Genomic DNA, 14,981 nt, shown 5'->3' with positions numbered 1-14,981 from the left:
CCGGTCAGCTCAGGGTTGGATCAGCAGCAGCGCGGCGCAGGCGACCAGCAAGGCGCCGCCGACGATGTCCACGCCGCGTCGCGCGACCGGCCGGGCCAGCCAGCGCGCCAGCGAGGCGCCGAGCGCGGCCCACAGCCACAGGCACAGCGTGGGGATCAGCACGAACATCGCCACCAGCAGCAGGTAATCGTGCGTTCGCGTGGCCTGCATCGCGGCCAGCACGGTAAGCACCAGCAGCCAGCTTTTCGGGTTGAGGAACTGGAAGCCGACCAGTCCCAGCGCGCCGGCCGGCAAGGGCGAGGAAGTGGTCGTGTCGCCTGGTGGTGACATCCCGGCGATGCACAGCGCAGCACCGAGCCAGGCCAGGTACAGCGTGCCGGCCAGGGCGATCCAGCGTCGCAGCGACGGGAGTGCCGCAAAGACCGCCGCAGCGCCCAGCGCCGTCACCGCCAGCAACAACAGGCCGCCGAGCACGATGCCGGCGATCATCGGCAGCGTGCGGCGCATGCCGGCCGTGCCGGCCGCGCGCAGGATCACCAGGTTGTTCGGGCCGGGCGTGATCGCGGCCGCGCACAGCAGGCTGGTAGCAGCGAGCAGTTGCTCCATGGGCCGTTCTCCGCAATGGTCGAGTGTATCCATCGTCCGCCACGAAGCTGGTCGATGACGCGGCATCTATGGTCTAGAATTGCGACCATGAACGAGCTTCCGCTGAATGCCCTGCGCGCGTTCGCCATGGTCTACGCCCATGGCGGCGTGCGCGCCGCCGCGCGCGAGCTGGGCATGGCGCATTCCTCGGTGAGCCGGCACCTGGCCGAACTGGATCGCTGGTTGGGCGTGCCGCTGCTGCGTGCGTCGGCCGGTCGCGGCGCGCTGGTGTTCACCCCGCAGGGCGAGGCGCTGGGGCGTGCCAGCCTGGCCGGCCTGCGCGGCATCGAGCAGGCGGTGGCCGCGTTGCGCGAGACCCGGCCGGCGCATGCGGTGACGCTGTCGACCTCGCCGTCGTTCGCGATCCGCTGGCTGCTGCCGCGCCTGCCCGCGCTGGAAAAGGCGCATCCGAAGATCGAGCTGTCGGTGCAGGTGGAACAACGCCTCGACGCCATGGACGATGGCCGCATCGACCTAGCGATCCGCATGGGTACGGGGCCGTGGCCGGAACTGCATGCCGAGGGATTGATGGACGACGCGCTGTATCCGGTGATGAGTCCGGCGCTGTGGCAGACCTCCGGACGCCCATCGAAGCCGGGGCAACTGGCCGGGCTGCGGCTGCTGCACGACCGCGACCCGCAGGCGTCATGGGAAGCGTGGCGCAGCGTGCACGGTCCGGCCAGGCTCGCGTTGCAGGGCGGCGCCCGCTACACCTCGTCGGACCTGGTGCTGCGCGCGGCAATGCAGGGGCAGGGCGTGGCGCTGGCGCGCCATCGGCTGGCCGCGGACGACGTCACGAACGGCAGCCTGTTGCGTCCGTGCGGCGAACTCGGCGTGCCGTTGGGAACTTCGTACTGGATCGTGCGACCGCCGGGGAAACCACGCGCGGCGGTGACCGCGGTGATCGACTGGCTGCGCTGGCAGGCCGCGGGCACTGCGGCGCGCTGATCAGCCGCGCGCCAGCGCACCCTCGACGAACTGCTGCAGCTGCGCCGCGTTCAGTGCGCCGGATTGCCGCGCGATCTCGCGACCTTGCCTGAACATGATCAGGGTGGGAATGCTGCGGATGTTGAAGCGCGCCGCGATCTGCGGTTGCGCCTCGGTATCCAGCTTGGCCAGCCGCAGGCGCGGTTCGAACTTGCCGGCGGCCTGCACGAATACCGGCGCGAAGCCGACGCACGGCCCGCACCACGGCGCCCAGAAATCCACCAGCACCGGCAGGTCGCCGCGGCCGGCGATCGCGTCGAAGTTCGCCGTGGTCAGTTCCGCCGGATGTCCCTCGAACAGCGCCTGCTTGCAGCGACCGCAGTTCGGGCGCTCGGCCACGCGGTCGGCCGGCACGCGGTTGAGGGCGCTGCAGTGCGGGCAGGGAATGGCAAGCGGTGTACTCATGGCAAACTCCGATCTCCGGCGCGCGCCGCGCCCATGGGCATCAGATGGCGGCTGGCCAGCGTGAATCCAAGTCGAGTCCACAAGCCCGGAACCTCGCCGCTGCGCATCGGACTGCTTGCGCTGGGCATGCTGTGGACTTTGCCCAACAGCGCGGCGGGACTGTTGCTCGGCTGCATCGCACTGCCGTTCGGCGCGCGGATGCGCTGGCAGCGACGGGAGCGGGCGGTGGTGGTGCGGTGCTGGCCGTGGGGCGCGGGCGGCGCGCTGACGCTGGGCAATGTGATCGTGCACACCGGGCAGCGACTGGATGTGGCGTGCGTCACCTATGCCCATCGCGCCGGCCGATGCGTGGAGCCGGCGATCTCGCTGGCCGACCACGAGCGTGCCCATGTCTATCAATACATGCTGCTGGGGCCGCTGTTCCTTCCGGTGTATCTGTGGTGTGGCGGCATCAGCGCGCGCAATCCGCTGGAGCATGCGGCGGATCGTTACGCCCTCCACGGCCACGGCTGGTGGCCGTGGAGGGCGTAGGCGATTCAGCGTTGCGGCACGCGGCGCGCGTAACGACGCAGGTGATAGACACGGTGCACGTGGGACGCACCGAGCCAACCGCCCAGCGCAGCGGCGAGCAGCGACAGCACGATGCTCAGAAGCAGTACCCACATCGCCATCGCGGCGTAGTGCGTGGCCCTGTCCGCGGCGGCCTTCAGCCGTGCCTGGGCAGCGCTCACTTCGGGTGACAGGCTTTGCACCGCGGCATCGATATCGGCCTGCGGCAGGTCAGTATTGGCGGCCAGCAACGCCCTTGCCGTGTCGGGATGATTCGCCAGCAGCGCAGCGGTCGCCGCGCCGGCGACCCGCGGATCGAGTTTCGGTGCAGGCGGAGCCGCAGGCATCGGCGTCGCGCCGGTCTGCATGTCCGTCGTGGCGGCGGGGGACGCGGGGCTGTCCGCCGTGCGGATCTTCTGCGACAGCCGGGCCTGCAGCAGCACGCTGGCGTCGCTGCCCATGCGCTGCGCATCGTGCAGGGAGCCGACGGAGCGGCTCATGCCGTGCCGATGCATGCCGGCGGTCGCCGCCAGGCTGGCACCGCCACCGATCGCGCCGCCCATGCCCAGCGCCAGCAGCAAGCCGGAGGCGGCAATCGACAGCCCCCAGACGGTGATGCCATGCATCACGCCGGTGGTCTCGTCATCCCTGCCATCAAACCAGCTGGCAAACATGCCGCCGATCAGCAACGACACCACCCAGGTCAGGATCAGCCATGCCGCCGTGCCCATGCCGATGCCTTTCGCGATGGCCTCGACGTCGTCGGGATCAAATGCGGTGAAACCCATCGCCAGTCCTCCGACATACAGCAGGAAGGCGATGCCAACCGCCACCAGCCAGCCGGCGACGATGGCGCCCCACCGCAGCGACGGCTGCGCAGCTTCCACCACCGTGCTTTCAATTTCCACCTGTGCCATGAAGTTCTCCTGGTAACCGGAACGTGACCGTCGATGCCGGGCGGCGGGCTCAGGTGCAGCCGCGCAGCAGGAACAACACGATCAGTACCGGAATCGGCACGCCGAGCAGCCACAACAGGACCCAGCCGATGCCGCCTTTCTGCTTCTGCCGATCCAGCTGTCGGCGATAGATTTCCATCACGGTTTTCATCGCAACCCTCCGTCATTCATGTCGATGCCGCCGCCGACGCGCGATGCCGGCGTGCTTCGCGCAGGAACGTTGCTACGGCCGCCGTGGTAACGACGTGACGGCGTGTCGGGATTCACCTGACCTGGTTCAGCGGCGTCGACGCATCGTTACGTGGCGCATGCAGGAACGAAAACGGGCGGGAGGCTTTCGTCCTCCCGCCCGCCTGGTTGACCGTCCGGGTGCATGGCCCGGTGAACGTGGTGCCCGTATTTTCTTGAACCGGGGGTTTCGAGCGGCTGTTGCCGGGGGGTGTCCGACTCAGGCTGCCGTGCGCGGCACGAAACGCAACGCCACCGAGTTCATGCAGTAGCGCAAGCCGGTGGGGGCGGGGCCATCGTCGAAGACATGGCCGAGGTGGCTGTCGCAGCCCTTGCAGCTGATCGCGGTGCGGGTCATGCCGAACAGGTGGTCGCTGCGCTCGACCACGTTGCGCGCGGCGATCGGCTGCCAGAAGCTGGGCCAGCCGGTGCCCGAATCGAATTCGGTGGCGGCGTCGTACAACGCGGTGCCGCACGCCCTGCAGCGGAACAGGCCGGCCACCGCGGGGCGCTCGTGCTCGCCGCTGAACGCGCGTTCGGTGCCGTCGCGCCGCATGATGTCGTAGGACGCCGGCGGCAGGCGCTGCTGCCATTGGGCGTCGGTCAGCACCAGTCGCGGCATTTCGCGGGGGCCCAGATCGCGGCCGTGATCGTCGAAGATTTCCACCAGCACGTTGCCGGGCTGGCCGACCGGCGTGCTGGCCGCGGCACGCACGCGCGAGGCGAGCAGGCCACCGCCGGCCAGCAGCACGGCGCCACCGCCGAGCGCGGCACGCAGGAAGCGGCGGCGATCCATCGCGAGGGTTTGTTCAAGTCGTGACATGGCAACCTCCGGAACGGTGGGTGGGGAATCAGCCGAAGGTGAAGGCGAAGGCCTGCACGCCCGGGTCGAGGAAGGTGATTTCGAACAGCCGCTCGCCACTGCCGCTGGCCTGGCGCACCAGCTGATAAAGACGCTGGCTGTCGACCGTGCCGTTGCCGTCGGCATCGGTATCCATGCCGTGGTCGGCGCCGGGCGCCTTGCCGTCGATGGTGACGCGGAAGCGGATCGGCTTGCCGTCCGCCGCCGGGCCCAGCACCAGGTGCAGGTCGCGACCGCGGAAGCGGTAGACGATGGCGCCGCCGGCCTGCTCCAACCGGGCATTCTCGTCGCGCACCGTCCAACGGCCGTCGAGCGACCACTGGTTGGCCGCCAGCGCGCCTGGCGCGTGATAGTCATGCGCGTCGTCGTGCACGACCCGGCCGCCGACGAAATTGCGGGCGCGGGCGTAGCCGACATAGGTTTCCGGCGAGCGGGTGGGATCGTCCGACGCGGCCGCCTCGACGCCACGATGGTCGTCGCTGACGTAGCCGCCGGGCAGGTTCTTCTGGCCCGCTTCGGTGAGCAGCTGGCGGATCACGTCCTCGCTTTGCCGGTACTCGCCTTCGCCGAAGTGGTGATGGCGGATCTGCCCCTGCGTGTCGATGAAGTAATGCGCGGGCCAGTACTCGTTGTTGAAGCCTTTCCAGATCGCGTAATCGTTGTCCAGCGCGACCGGGTAGTCGACGCCCAGGTCCTGCACCGCCTTGGCCACGTTGGCAGGGTCCTTCTCGAAGGCGAACTCCGGCGCATGCACGCCGATCACCACCAGGCCGTGGTTCTTGTACTTGTCGGCCCAGCCGCGCACGTAGGGCAGCGAGCGGATGCAGTTGATGCAGGAGTAGGTCCAGAAGTCGACCAGCACCACCTTGCCGCGCAACGATTCGGTGCTCAGCGGCGCGCTGTTGAGCCACTGCGTGGCGCCGGCCAGCGACGGCATCGTGCCTTCCACCGGCAGTGGTTCACCGGCCTTCAGCACCGGCTGGGGAGCGGGTGCCGGGCGTACGGCATTGATCAGCTTCTGTTCGATGCCGCCGGTGCTGGCCAGCGACACGCGGGTGAGCAGGCCGGTGTCCAGGCCCAGCGCGATGGCGGCCACGCCGCACAGCACCAGCACGCCCAGCGCCCGGCGCACCCATTCGCCGGCGCCCAGCGAGCGCTTCATCAGGGCGAACACCTTGCCGCCGATCAGCAGCGCCAGGCCCAGCGAGGTCGCCGCGCCGGCCGCGTAGGTGAGCAGCAGCAGGGTGGTCTGCACGCTGGCGCCATTCAGCGCCGCGCCGGTCAGCAGCAGGCCCAGGATCGGCCCCGCGCACGGCGCCCACAGCAAACCGGTGGCCACGCCGAGGCCGGCGGAGCCCCAGATCGAATCGCCGTCGGTGGCGGAACGTTGCGACAGGCGGTTGCCCAGCGCCACGAACGGGCGGGTGATCCATTCGGCGAGATGGGTGGACAGCAAGGTCAGGCCCAGGAAGGCCAGCACCACCAGCGCGATGATCCGGCCGTACTGGTTCGCGTGCACCGCCCAGCCGCCGCCCAGCGCCGCCAGCGTCGCCACGCCGGCGAAGGTGATCGCCATGCCCAGCAGCATCGGGAAGCCGTTGCGCATGAATGGCTTGTCCGATCGGGCGAACACGAACGGCAGCACCGGCAGGATGCACGGGCTGAGGATGGTCAGGACGCCGCCGAGATAGGCGAGGATCAACACGAGCATGGGATGTCATCCGTGGGTGGTTGTCTGGTCTTTCGCCGGGGGACCGTCGCCGGTTACCCGAGGTTTACGAGGTAACCCGGGCGGCGGATGCGGCGAAAGAGGGTGAGGGTCCCACGATGGAACACGCATGTCGCAAGCCTTGACTGCCAACGGCCTGTTGGGCCTAGATAGCGGACTTTGTTTGCGGACGGGTCCCCGCCGGATCGTGCCAGTCGACTTTACCGAAGCCCGCGACAGCGATTCGCCCGACCAGCGTCGGGCGGCCTGGATGGCGGCTGCCCAGGCCGGCGACCGGCGTGCCTACGAGAAGCTGCTGGCCGACTCGGTGGCATTGATCCGCGCCGCCGCGCGGCGCCAGGGCGTGGCGCCGGACCATCTGGATGACGTGGTGCAGGAAACCCTGATCACCGTGCATCGGGTGCGCCATACCTACGACCCGGCGCGCTCGTACGACGCCTGGCTGACCGCGATCGCCAGTCGCCGCGCGATCGACGCCCTGCGCAGCCGCGGTCGGCGCGACAGTCGCGAGGTGCACGACGAGTACGCCTTCGACAGCCATGCCGACGAAGGCGATGCCAGCTCCGCCACCGAGAGCGACGAGCGCGCGCAGCGCCTGCGCGACGCGATCGCCGAGTTGCCGCCGGGCCAGCGCGAGGCCATCGAGCAACTGGGCCTGCGCGAACGCTCGCTCAGCGAGGCGGCCGAGCTGACCGGGCGCAACACCGGCGCGCTGAAAGTGAACCTGCATCGCGCGCTGAAGGCGTTGCGCGAACGTTTCCACGGAGAACCCTGAGGCCATGTCCGAGCTGCGACCGCATGAGGCACTGATCGACCGGCTCGGCACCGAGCTGGTGCCGGTGCGGCGCCTGCTGCCGCCATGGCTGCGCACGGCGGGGTGGCTGCTGACGGTGGTGGCGATCGCGGCGTTGCTGGTGATGCATTACGGCATCCAGCCGATGCGCCTGCGCTGGGCGGCAACCCCCGACCTGGCGTGGGCCGGCCTTGGCGCGGTGGCGACGGCGATCAGTGGCGCGTGGGCGGCGTTCACGCTGGGCGTGCCGGGGCGCAGCCGCGCCTGGGCATGGCTGCCGCTGCCCGCGGCGGTGTTGTGGATCGGCGCCAGCGGACTGGGTTGCCTGCGCACGTGGATCGCGCCGGGTACCGAGGTGGCCGGCCTGCATCAGTCGGCCGACTGCCTGCTGTTCATCATCAGCTTCTCGGTGCCACTGTCGGCGTTGCTGGTGATCCTGTTGCGCCGCGCCTGTCCGCTGCGACCGGTGCGCACCGCGGTGCTGATCGGCCTGGCCAGCGCGGCCGCCTCGGCCAGCCTGCTGGAGATCTGCCACGCCTACGATTCGGCCGCCACCGACCTGCTGACCCACGCGGCGGCGGTGGCCTTCGTGGTGGCCGTCAATGCGGCGATGGGCGGACGCCTGTTGTCGAAGGCGTAGGGATTCCGTTCAATCCCGGAAGTTGTCGAACTGCAGCGGCAGTTCCACGTCCGCCTTGCGCAGCACGGCCATCGCTTCCTGCAGGTCGTCGCGCTTCTTGCCGCTGACGCGCAGCTTGTCGCCGTTGATCTGCGCCTCGACCTTGAGCTTGGCCGCCTTCAGCGCGGCCACCAGCTTCTTTGCCACCGGTTGCTCGATGCCCTGCTTGACGGTGATCTTCTGCCGCGCACCGCCCAGGTTCACTTCCGGCTCGCCCATGTCCAGCGCGCGGATGTCGATCTTCCGGGCGGCCAGGCGACCGCGCAGGATGTCCAGCATCTGCTGCAGCTGGAAGTCGCTGGGCGCGCTCTGGGTGATCACCGAATCGTCCAGCACGTACTTCGCGTCCACGCCCTTGAAGTCGAAGCGGGTGCCCAGCTCGCGGTTGGCCTGGTCGATCGCATTGGTCAGTTCGTGCTTGTCGACTTCGGAGATCACGTCAAAGGAAGGCATGGCGGTGGCTCGCTGGGGAACAGGCCCGGAAGTGTAAGCGATGCGACTGGGCGATAATGCGCGACCAGCAGCGGGCGGGAACCCTTATTCGTGAAAGTGGACGTGTTGATCATCGGCGCCGGCGCCGCCGGCCTGATGTGCGCGATCGCCGCGGGGCAGCGCGGGCGGCGCGTGCTGGTGGTCGACCATGCCAACAAGGTCGGCAAGAAGATCCTGATGTCCGGCGGCGGGCGCTGCAATTTCACCAACATGGGCACCACGCCGGCCAACTACCTGTCCGCCAATCCGCACTTCGCCAAGTCGGCGCTGGCGCGTTACACGCCGTGGGATTTCATCGCGCTGGTCGAGAAGCACCGCATCGCGTACCACGAGAAGGAGCTGGGCCAGCTGTTCTGCGACGATTCGTCGAAACAGATCGTGCGCATGCTGCTGGACGAATGCGCTGCCGCCGGCGTCACGGTGGAGGCAAGCTGCGGCGTGCAGCGCGTGCGCAGGACACCGGAAGGTTTCAGCGTGCACACCGCGCGCGGCGAGGTGCATGCCGAATCGCTGGTGGTGGCCTCCGGCGGCCTGTCGATTCCCAGCATGGGCGCCAGCGGCTTCGGCTACGAACTGGCGCGACAGTTCGGCCATCAGGTCTTGCCCGTGCGCGCCGGCCTGGTGCCGCTGACCTTGAGCGGCAAGCATCAGGAGCATTACCAGGACCTGGCCGGCGTGGCCTTGCCGGTGGTGGAAAGCCGCGTGGGCAGGCAGAGTTTCCGTGCCGGCCTGCTGTTCACCCATCGCGGGATCAGCGGGCCGGCGATCCTGCAGATTTCTTCCTACTGGCAACCCGGCGACGACCTGCGCATCGACCTGCTGCCGGACAGCGACGTCGGCGCGCACCTGGTCGAACAGCGCGCGGCGCGACCGCTGGCCGAGTTGAAGACGGTGCTGGGCGAGATGCTGCCGAAACGGCTGGCGCAACGGCTGTGCGAGCAGTGGTTTGAGAATCGGCCGATGCGCCAGTACCGCGACGCCGAGCTGGTGCAGATCGGCGCGCAGCTCAATGCGTGGCCGATCACCGCCAGCGGCACCGAGGGCTATCGCACCGCCGAGGTCACCCTGGGCGGCGTCGACACCGACGGCATCTCCTCCAGCACCATGCAGTCGAAGTTGGTGCCGGGGCTGTACTTCATCGGCGAGGTGGTCGACGTCACCGGCTGGCTGGGTGGCTACAACTTCCAGTGGGCGTGGGCTTCGGGCCAGGCGGCCGGCGCCGTGGCCTAGGGTCCTGATCCGCTCGGCACAAGTCACTTGACGCCCCCGGTCCGCGGCCGCAGCATCGCCGGACAGGATCTCCCGGCGCGGTTCGCTGGATGCCCGGGAACGCAGGCTCTTCATCCAAAGGAAGCAGGCCATGGCCACGGTGGAAAACGGCAAGCTGATCGACCCGGAAGTCGAAGTGAAGCTCTACACGTCGATCGAGCACGGCGCACTGACGTCGGTCGCCTCGATCGTGCTGCACCGTACCGATTCCTCGTCGGCCACCGGCACCCTGAGCGCCTACGAAGGCGGCAAGACCACCGGCGCGCATTTCCTGATCGACAAGCTGGGCAAGATCTACCAGACCGCCCGCGTCGACCAGGTCTGCTGGCACGTGGGCATCCTGGTGGCGCGCTGCCAGGCGGAAAGCAATTGCGATCCGCAGGAGCTCAAGACGATCACCGCGCTGCTCCACGAGAAAGGCCTGTCGTTCAGCACGCGGGCGAAGAACCTCTCGCGCCATGAAGTGGCCAAGACCTACCCGCAGCGGTATCCGGCCAACAGCGACTCGCTGGGCATCGAGGTGGTGGGTAAGTATGTGGCAGCTGACAAGGCATTCGAGCTGCCGACGCCGGAGCAGCTGAAATCGGTGAAGTACCTGGTGGACATCCTGGTCGCCCAGTTCAAGCTCAACCTGCTCAGCGACGTCTACGCCCACGGCGCGATCGCCCGCAAGGAAGTCTCCGAGGGCGCCCAACTGCTGCAGTCGCTGCTGACCGGAGCCAAGCCATGAGCGTGTTGCGGACGGTCGTGGTGGCGTCGCTGCTGGGCATCGCCCTGATCGCCTGCGCGCCGGTGCACCATGACGATGCGGTCGAGGTGGTTTCGCTGGCGCGGCAGATCGACACGTCGCGGCCCGACCATGACATGTGCAGCTCGCTGTCCCTCACCCGCGCCGACGTGGCGACCTATTTTCGGCTGGCCGACGAAGTCGATGGCGAAACCTTCCACGACGAGGCGATGATCCTGCCGTGCAGCTACAGCGGTTCGATCAAAATGTTGGGGCAGTTGCGGCAGTGGCAGATCTTCGCCGGCGGCGCGGCCTACCTGTTCGACAGCCACGGACTGAACAAGCGCTACCTGTGCCGGCAACGCTGCCTGGACGCGCTGCCCGGCCTGCAGTAGCCGCCGCGCGAGACGATCCGCGGCGTTTCGCGATACCTGAACGCGACGCGTGCTTGACTGCGCGCTGGTTCATGTCGAGGAAGGTTTCATGAAAGTCGGATTCATCGGTCTCGGTGCCATGGGCAGCGCGATGGCCAGCAACCTGATTGCCGCGGGGCACAGCGTCACGGTGTGGAATCGCTCCGGGGCGGCTTGCGCGCCGCTGGCCTCACTGGGCGCCAAGGTGGCCAGCACGCCCGATCGCGCCGCCCAGGGCGACGTTCTCTGCAGCATGCTGGCCAACGACCAGGCCGTGCGCGAGGTATTCCTGGAACACGCCCTGCTCGATGCCATGGATCGGGGCATGGTGCATGTGAACCACGCCACCATCTCGGTGGCGCTGGCGCAGGAACTGGCGCAGGCCCACGAAGAACGCGGGCTGGCCTACGTGGCTGCGCCGGTGTTCGGCCGGCCGGACATGGCAGCGGCGGCAAAGCTCAACATTCTCGCGGCGGGTGCTCCCGCGGCGATCGAGAAGGTGCAGCCGCTGCTGCAGGCGATGGGCAGCAGGGTGTGGCCGATGGGCGGTGCGCCGGAGCGTGCGAACGTGGCGAAGATCGCGGGCAACTTCATGCTCGCCAGCGCCATCGAAAGCATGGCCGAGGCCACCGCGCTGACCCGCGCCTACGGCGTGGGTGCGGCGGACTTCCTCGAGGTGATGACGAACACGCTGTTCGCTGCGCCCGCGTATCAGGGCTACGGGCGACTGATTGCCGAGCAGCGCTTCAAGCCGGCCGGGTTCACCCTGCCGCTGGGCTACAAGGACGTGGGGCTGGCGCTGGCGGCGGGTGATGCGGCGCGGGTGCCGCTGCCGTTTGCCGGCGTGTTGCGCGACAGCCTGCTGGAGGCACTGGCCGCCGGCGACGAGGAACTCGACTGGTCGGCACTGGCTCTGGTGGCGGCACGCCGCGCCCATCTGGACGAGCGCTGAGAACGCTGCGGCTCTAGGAGAGCGCGGTGTCCCAGTGCAGGTTGCCGTCGACCACGGTACGGCTGCAGCCGCCCACCCAGATCGCCTCGGCGTCGATGTGCACGACCAGGCGCGCATCGTGGCCGATCTCGCGGCCCTGGCTGACTTCGTAGCCGCGAGCCAGCAGTCCGTGCGGTTCGGCGTGGGCGAGGTAGGCGGCGATCAGGCCGTTGGCCGCGCCGGAAGCGGGATCTTCGACGATGCCCACGCCGGCCGGGAAGGCGCGCACCACCAGTTGCCGTCCACTGTCGGCGCGAGCGAATGCGCACAAGCCCATGCTGTCGCTCGCCTGGGCCAGCGCCAGGATCGAGGCGTGTTCCGGCTGCCATCCACGCAAGCTGGCCTCATCGGCGACCTCGGCCAGCCACCAGCGCCGGCCGCCGTCGACCAGGGCGGGCGGCAGCAGGCCGGTGCGGATGCCGGCCAGCGCCGCAGGCAGCAGGGGATGCGCATCCAGTCCGGTGGACAGCACGCGCTCGCCGGGCGATTGCAGCAGCAGCTCGCGTGTTTCGCCGTGGCCCACGATGCGGATCGGCAACACGCCGGCGCCGCATTCCTGCCACAGCATCCCGTCGCGGGGCTCGGCCAGGCCGCAGGCCAGCACGGCATGGGCGCTGCCGATGCTGGGATGGCCGGCGAACGGGATTTCCTTGTGCGGCGTGAAAATGCGCACGCGATAGCTGGCCTTCGGATCGGTCGGCGGCAGCAGGAAGGTCGTCTCGACCAGGGCGGTCCAGCGGGCGAAGCGCTGCATCGCCGCGCTGCTCCAGGTGTCCGCCCCGATCACCACGCCCAGATGATTGCCACCGCCAGCGGTGGCCGCAAAGACGTCCAGGTGCAGATAGCGGAGCGGGCTCATGGCATTCATCAGGTCGGTTCATCGGGCGCCAGGCGCCGCGTAAAGCGCCGAATGATAGCGGGCGGGCGCGCCCGGCGGCAGTAACGATTCGTCATGTCGGTGCAGGCGCGGCGCATATGGGCCATGGCGGGGCGGAAGCTTTCCGTCGCCCGCCGGCGAGCCGCACATCGAGTCGACAAGCCATGGCGCTGGCCCCAAGATGCGTGTTTTTGCTGCCCGACGCGGAACCGTCCATGCTGATCACCTTGCTCATCATCGCCATCACCTGCATCGTCTCGTTCATGGCGTTCAACAACAGTCGCCTGATGAACGACCTGATCTTGTGGCCGCCGGCAATCACCCGTCAGCGCGAATACCACCGCCTGGTGACCTATGGCGTGGTGCATGCGGATGCCATGCATCTGCTGTTCAACATGGTCACGCTGTTCTTTTTCGGCCGGGCCATGGAGAGTTTCTTCGCCGCGCGCCTGGGCACGCTGGGTTTTGCACTGTTCTACATCGGTGGCCTGGTGGTCTCGATCCTGCCGACCTATCTGAAGAACCGGGCCAATCCGAACTATCGCAGCCTGGGCGCTTCCGGTGCGGTGTCGGCGGTGCTGTTCTCCTTCGTCCTGCTGGCGCCGTGGTCGCGCATCATCGTGCTGGTGATCCCGATGCCCGCGATCGTCTACGCCGTGCTCTACACCGGCTATTCGATCTACATGGACCGGAGCGGGCAGGGCAACGTCAACCACAGCGCGCACCTGTGGGGTGCGGCTTATGGCGTGTTGTTCACCTTGCTGGTCGACCCTCGCGTACTGGGACATTTCCTCAACGCGCTGATGCAACCGACCTTCCGATGATGAACGGTTTCCGCATTGCGAAATGCCCGGCGCGGCCGAGGCGTGCATACTGGCACGCACTACGTCATCGATCACCGCAGGAGAACTGACGCATGGCCACGTCCAGAAAGTTGGTTGCCAAGAAGTCCGCAGCAGGGAAGACGGCTTCCCGCAAACCTGCTGCATCCACCAAGGCAGCTCCACGCAAGGCGGCCGCCCGCAAGGTCGCGGCGCAGAAGACTCCGGGCAAGAAGACGGGCGTCACCAAGAAGGCCGTCGCGAAGAAGACGCTTGCCGGGAAGTCGGCGGTCAGGAAGCCGGTCACGAAGAAGGCTCCGGCCGCGAAGAAGGCGGCGGTGAAGAAACCCGCAGCCAGGAAGGTGGCCGCGAAGAAGCCCGTGGCGAAAAAGGCGCTGGCCAAAAAATCTGCGGTGAAGAAGGCCCCGGTGAGAAAGGTCGCGGTGAAGAAGGCGGCTTCCAAGAGGCCCGTCGCGAAGAAGGCGACCGCCCGCAAGCCGGCGAGCGCGAAGTCCGTGACCAGGAAGCCGGTCACGCAGAAACCTGCCGCGAAGAAAGCTGTGGCGAAGAAGCCGCTCGCGAAGAAGCCCGCGGCCGTGTCTGCCGTTCGGAAGGCCACGCCGCGGAAGCCGGCTGCCACCCGCAAGCCGCCGATGGAAGCGCCAATCGAGCACATCAGCCAGGAAGATGCCGTGGCGAAGATCCAGGCCTTGCTGGAGGCAAAGAACGAGCGGGTGCGCCAGGGGCCGACCTGGCCGGACGCCAATCCGGCCCAGCCGGGAGGCGGTCATGCCGACCTGCACCCTTCGGCGACCGGCGAGATCGAGGGTTCCGATGGTCGCGTGCTGGCACCGCAACGTGGCGAGCAGGCCAAGCGCAGCAAGCGCTGAGTTGCACCTGCCGGGTCGGGTGGGTTCATGGCCGGCGCGCGGTGACGGACATGGCCGGCGGTTGAACGCCGGTTCTCCGCACAACCGGCTTTTAGCGCCCGTTCAAGCGGTCGGCCGCAGTCTGGCGATGCATCCACAGCGGGGACAGGTCATGAAACGCGTTCTATCCGGTCTGCTGATGGTGGTCGCCGCGGCGACACTGTCGGGCTGCTACTACGATCCGGGCTACAGCTACGTGCGTGGTTCGGGTGACGCCGGCGATGCCTACTATGGCGAGGGCGGCGCCACCTACGTGGCGCCGTCCTACTACGGTGGCTACTACGGCAACGGCTATTACGGCGGCGGGTACTACGGCTGCTGTTACTCCCCGGGTGTCAGTGTTGGCGTGGGCAGCGTCTGGTACGGCGGTTCGCGCTACCGGCATGACGACTACCGTGGACGTCGCGACTACGATCGTCACGCCGGGCATTGGCAAGGCCGTTCCGATGGCGGTCACCGGGGCGACGGCGGCAGGGGATACCACGGCGGTGATCGCCGGGGTTCCCAAGGTTCCGGTTGGCGTGGCTCCGACTCGCACGACTCCGGACAGCGTTCGCATGGCAGCGGCGGAGGCGGGCATGGCGGCAGCCACGGCCATCGTGACCGTGGCAATGATCGCCACTGACGCC

General features: G+C 68.4%; 19 protein-coding genes and 1 pseudogene. 12 read left to right on the top strand and 8 right to left on the bottom strand.

Features of this window, described 5'->3' with window-relative positions:
* Positions 1 to 9: 9 nt before the first annotated feature.
* Positions 10 to 606, bottom strand: coding sequence for a LysE family translocator (locus UU7_RS05955; protein ID WP_007806333.1), 597 nt, complete (start codon positions 604 to 606; stop codon positions 10 to 12).
* 87 nt (positions 607 to 693) lie between these two features.
* Here UU7_RS05955 and UU7_RS05950 point away from each other — a divergent pair, with 87 nt between their 5' ends.
* The gene (locus UU7_RS05950) at positions 694 to 1,593 is read left to right on the top strand and encodes a LysR substrate-binding domain-containing protein (protein WP_007806331.1); all 900 of its coding nucleotides are present in this window, start codon (positions 694 to 696) and stop codon (positions 1,591 to 1,593) included.
* Here UU7_RS05950 and trxC read toward each other — a convergent pair whose 3' ends face one another.
* Positions 1,594 to 2,037 carry a thioredoxin TrxC gene (gene trxC / locus UU7_RS05945; protein ID WP_007806330.1) on the bottom strand — a complete coding sequence of 148 codons (444 nt, stop codon included), beginning with the start codon at positions 2,035 to 2,037 and terminating at the stop codon, positions 1,594 to 1,596.
* 60 nt (positions 2,038 to 2,097) lie between these two features.
* Between trxC and UU7_RS05940 the strand changes: the two genes are divergently transcribed.
* Entirely contained in the window at positions 2,098 to 2,568 is a 471-nt protein-coding gene (locus tag UU7_RS05940) for a hypothetical protein (protein WP_425480503.1), read from the top strand.
* A 5-nt stretch (positions 2,569 to 2,573) separates the two neighbouring features.
* Here UU7_RS05940 and UU7_RS05935 read toward each other — a convergent pair whose 3' ends face one another.
* From UU7_RS05935 to UU7_RS05925, 4 genes are all read right to left on the bottom strand, one after another.
* A complete protein-coding gene (locus UU7_RS05935; protein WP_007806327.1) occupies positions 2,574 to 3,503 on the bottom strand; it encodes a hypothetical protein in 930 nt (309 codons plus the stop codon).
* Between the two features lie 49 nt (positions 3,504 to 3,552).
* Entirely contained in the window at positions 3,553 to 3,693 is a 141-nt protein-coding gene (locus UU7_RS18830; protein ID WP_007806325.1) for a hypothetical protein, read from the bottom strand.
* A gap of 297 nt (positions 3,694 to 3,990) precedes the next feature.
* Positions 3,991 to 4,593, bottom strand: coding sequence for a peptide-methionine (R)-S-oxide reductase MsrB (msrB, locus tag UU7_RS05930; RefSeq protein ID WP_040672920.1), 603 nt, complete (start codon positions 4,591 to 4,593; stop codon positions 3,991 to 3,993).
* Between the two features lie 28 nt (positions 4,594 to 4,621).
* Positions 4,622 to 6,343: a cytochrome c biogenesis protein DipZ gene (locus UU7_RS05925; protein ID WP_007806320.1), complete on the bottom strand. Its 1,722-nt coding sequence runs from the start codon at positions 6,341 to 6,343 to the stop codon at positions 4,622 to 4,624.
* Between the two features lie 205 nt (positions 6,344 to 6,548).
* Between UU7_RS05925 and UU7_RS05920 the strand changes: the two genes are divergently transcribed.
* Both UU7_RS05920 and UU7_RS05915 read left to right on the top strand, forming a co-directional pair.
* Complete coding sequence (locus tag UU7_RS05920; RefSeq protein ID WP_007806318.1) at positions 6,549 to 7,136, top strand: RNA polymerase sigma factor; 588 nt, start codon at positions 6,549 to 6,551, stop codon at positions 7,134 to 7,136.
* Between the two features lie 4 nt (positions 7,137 to 7,140).
* Positions 7,141 to 7,794 (top strand): NrsF family protein, encoded by a 654-nt coding sequence (locus tag UU7_RS05915; RefSeq protein ID WP_007806316.1) that lies wholly within the window; start codon positions 7,141 to 7,143, stop codon positions 7,792 to 7,794.
* 9 nt (positions 7,795 to 7,803) lie between these two features.
* Here the strand turns inward: UU7_RS05915 and UU7_RS05910 are convergent, their stop codons facing one another.
* Positions 7,804 to 8,286 (bottom strand): YajQ family cyclic di-GMP-binding protein, encoded by a 483-nt coding sequence (locus UU7_RS05910; RefSeq protein ID WP_007806314.1) that lies wholly within the window; start codon positions 8,284 to 8,286, stop codon positions 7,804 to 7,806.
* Between the two features lie 90 nt (positions 8,287 to 8,376).
* Between UU7_RS05910 and UU7_RS05905 the strand changes: the two genes are divergently transcribed.
* The 4 genes from UU7_RS05905 (at position 8,377) to UU7_RS05890 (ending at position 11,686) form a co-directional block, all read left to right on the top strand.
* Positions 8,377 to 9,555, top strand: coding sequence for a BaiN/RdsA family NAD(P)/FAD-dependent oxidoreductase (locus UU7_RS05905; RefSeq protein ID WP_007806312.1), 1,179 nt, complete (start codon positions 8,377 to 8,379; stop codon positions 9,553 to 9,555).
* Between the two features lie 130 nt (positions 9,556 to 9,685).
* Complete coding sequence (locus UU7_RS05900) at positions 9,686 to 10,324, top strand: peptidoglycan recognition protein family protein (protein WP_007806311.1); 639 nt, start codon at positions 9,686 to 9,688, stop codon at positions 10,322 to 10,324.
* A complete protein-coding gene (locus tag UU7_RS17360) occupies positions 10,321 to 10,716 on the top strand; it encodes a hypothetical protein (protein ID WP_007806309.1) in 396 nt (131 codons plus the stop codon). Before UU7_RS05900 ends, UU7_RS17360 begins: the two co-directional genes overlap by 4 nt.
* An 88-nt stretch (positions 10,717 to 10,804) precedes the next feature.
* On the top strand, positions 10,805 to 11,686 hold the full coding sequence (locus UU7_RS05890) for an NAD(P)-dependent oxidoreductase (RefSeq protein ID WP_007806306.1): 882 nt from the start codon (positions 10,805 to 10,807) through the stop codon (positions 11,684 to 11,686).
* Between the two features lie 13 nt (positions 11,687 to 11,699).
* Here the strand turns inward: UU7_RS05890 and UU7_RS05885 are convergent, their stop codons facing one another.
* The gene (locus UU7_RS05885; protein ID WP_040672947.1) at positions 11,700 to 12,584 is read right to left on the bottom strand and encodes a PhzF family phenazine biosynthesis protein; all 885 of its coding nucleotides are present in this window, start codon (positions 12,582 to 12,584) and stop codon (positions 11,700 to 11,702) included.
* Positions 12,585 to 12,817: 233 nt separating this feature from the next.
* Between UU7_RS05885 and UU7_RS05880 the strand changes: the two genes are divergently transcribed.
* From UU7_RS05880 to UU7_RS05865, 4 genes and pseudogenes are all read left to right on the top strand, one after another.
* Positions 12,818 to 13,426, top strand: coding sequence for a rhomboid family intramembrane serine protease (locus tag UU7_RS05880; protein ID WP_007806303.1), 609 nt, complete (start codon positions 12,818 to 12,820; stop codon positions 13,424 to 13,426).
* 92 nt (positions 13,427 to 13,518) lie between these two features.
* Positions 13,519 to 14,016: pseudogene (locus tag UU7_RS18945) on the top strand (histone H1-like repetitive region-containing protein); the annotation flags it as partial.
* 60 nt (positions 14,017 to 14,076) lie between these two features.
* Positions 14,077 to 14,313 (top strand): hypothetical protein, encoded by a 237-nt coding sequence (locus UU7_RS18940; protein WP_007806300.1) that lies wholly within the window; start codon positions 14,077 to 14,079, stop codon positions 14,311 to 14,313.
* Between the two features lie 151 nt (positions 14,314 to 14,464).
* Positions 14,465 to 14,977 carry an LptM family lipoprotein gene (locus UU7_RS05865; protein WP_238530899.1) on the top strand — a complete coding sequence of 171 codons (513 nt, stop codon included), beginning with the start codon at positions 14,465 to 14,467 and terminating at the stop codon, positions 14,975 to 14,977.
* Positions 14,978 to 14,981: the final 4 nt, after the last annotated feature.

The sequence above is a fragment of the Rhodanobacter spathiphylli B39 genome, from assembly GCF_000264295.1.
Taxonomy (GTDB): Bacteria; Pseudomonadota; Gammaproteobacteria; order Xanthomonadales; family Rhodanobacteraceae; genus Rhodanobacter; species Rhodanobacter spathiphylli.
This window is presented reverse-complemented; position numbering and strand designations above follow the sequence as displayed.

Excerpts from the sequence above, each read along its gene's own strand:
- UU7_RS05955 (WP_007806333.1), bottom strand. The coding sequence starts at position 606 with ATGGAGCAACTGCTCGCTGCTACCAGCCTGCTGTGCGCGGCCGCGATC.
- UU7_RS05950 (WP_007806331.1), top strand. The coding sequence starts at position 694 with ATGAACGAGCTTCCGCTGAATGCCCTGCGCGCGTTCGCCATGGTCTAC.
- trxC (WP_007806330.1), bottom strand. The coding sequence starts at position 2,037 with ATGAGTACACCGCTTGCCATTCCCTGCCCGCACTGCAGCGCCCTCAAC.
- UU7_RS05935 (WP_007806327.1), bottom strand. The coding sequence starts at position 3,503 with ATGGCACAGGTGGAAATTGAAAGCACGGTGGTGGAAGCTGCGCAGCCG.
- UU7_RS18830 (WP_007806325.1), bottom strand. The coding sequence starts at position 3,693 with ATGAAAACCGTGATGGAAATCTATCGCCGACAGCTGGATCGGCAGAAG.
- msrB (WP_040672920.1), bottom strand. The coding sequence starts at position 4,593 with ATGTCACGACTTGAACAAACCCTCGCGATGGATCGCCGCCGCTTCCTG.
- UU7_RS05925 (WP_007806320.1), bottom strand. The coding sequence starts at position 6,343 with ATGCTCGTGTTGATCCTCGCCTATCTCGGCGGCGTCCTGACCATCCTC.
- UU7_RS05915 (WP_007806316.1), top strand. The coding sequence starts at position 7,141 with ATGTCCGAGCTGCGACCGCATGAGGCACTGATCGACCGGCTCGGCACC.
- UU7_RS05910 (WP_007806314.1), bottom strand. The coding sequence starts at position 8,286 with ATGCCTTCCTTTGACGTGATCTCCGAAGTCGACAAGCACGAACTGACC.
- UU7_RS05900 (WP_007806311.1), top strand. The coding sequence starts at position 9,686 with ATGGCCACGGTGGAAAACGGCAAGCTGATCGACCCGGAAGTCGAAGTG.
- UU7_RS17360 (WP_007806309.1), top strand. The coding sequence starts at position 10,321 with ATGAGCGTGTTGCGGACGGTCGTGGTGGCGTCGCTGCTGGGCATCGCC.
- UU7_RS05890 (WP_007806306.1), top strand. The coding sequence starts at position 10,805 with ATGAAAGTCGGATTCATCGGTCTCGGTGCCATGGGCAGCGCGATGGCC.
- UU7_RS05885 (WP_040672947.1), bottom strand. The coding sequence starts at position 12,584 with ATGAGCCCGCTCCGCTATCTGCACCTGGACGTCTTTGCGGCCACCGCT.
- UU7_RS05880 (WP_007806303.1), top strand. The coding sequence starts at position 12,818 with ATGCTGATCACCTTGCTCATCATCGCCATCACCTGCATCGTCTCGTTC.
- UU7_RS18940 (WP_007806300.1), top strand. The coding sequence starts at position 14,077 with ATGGAAGCGCCAATCGAGCACATCAGCCAGGAAGATGCCGTGGCGAAG.
- UU7_RS05865 (WP_238530899.1), top strand. The coding sequence starts at position 14,465 with ATGAAACGCGTTCTATCCGGTCTGCTGATGGTGGTCGCCGCGGCGACA.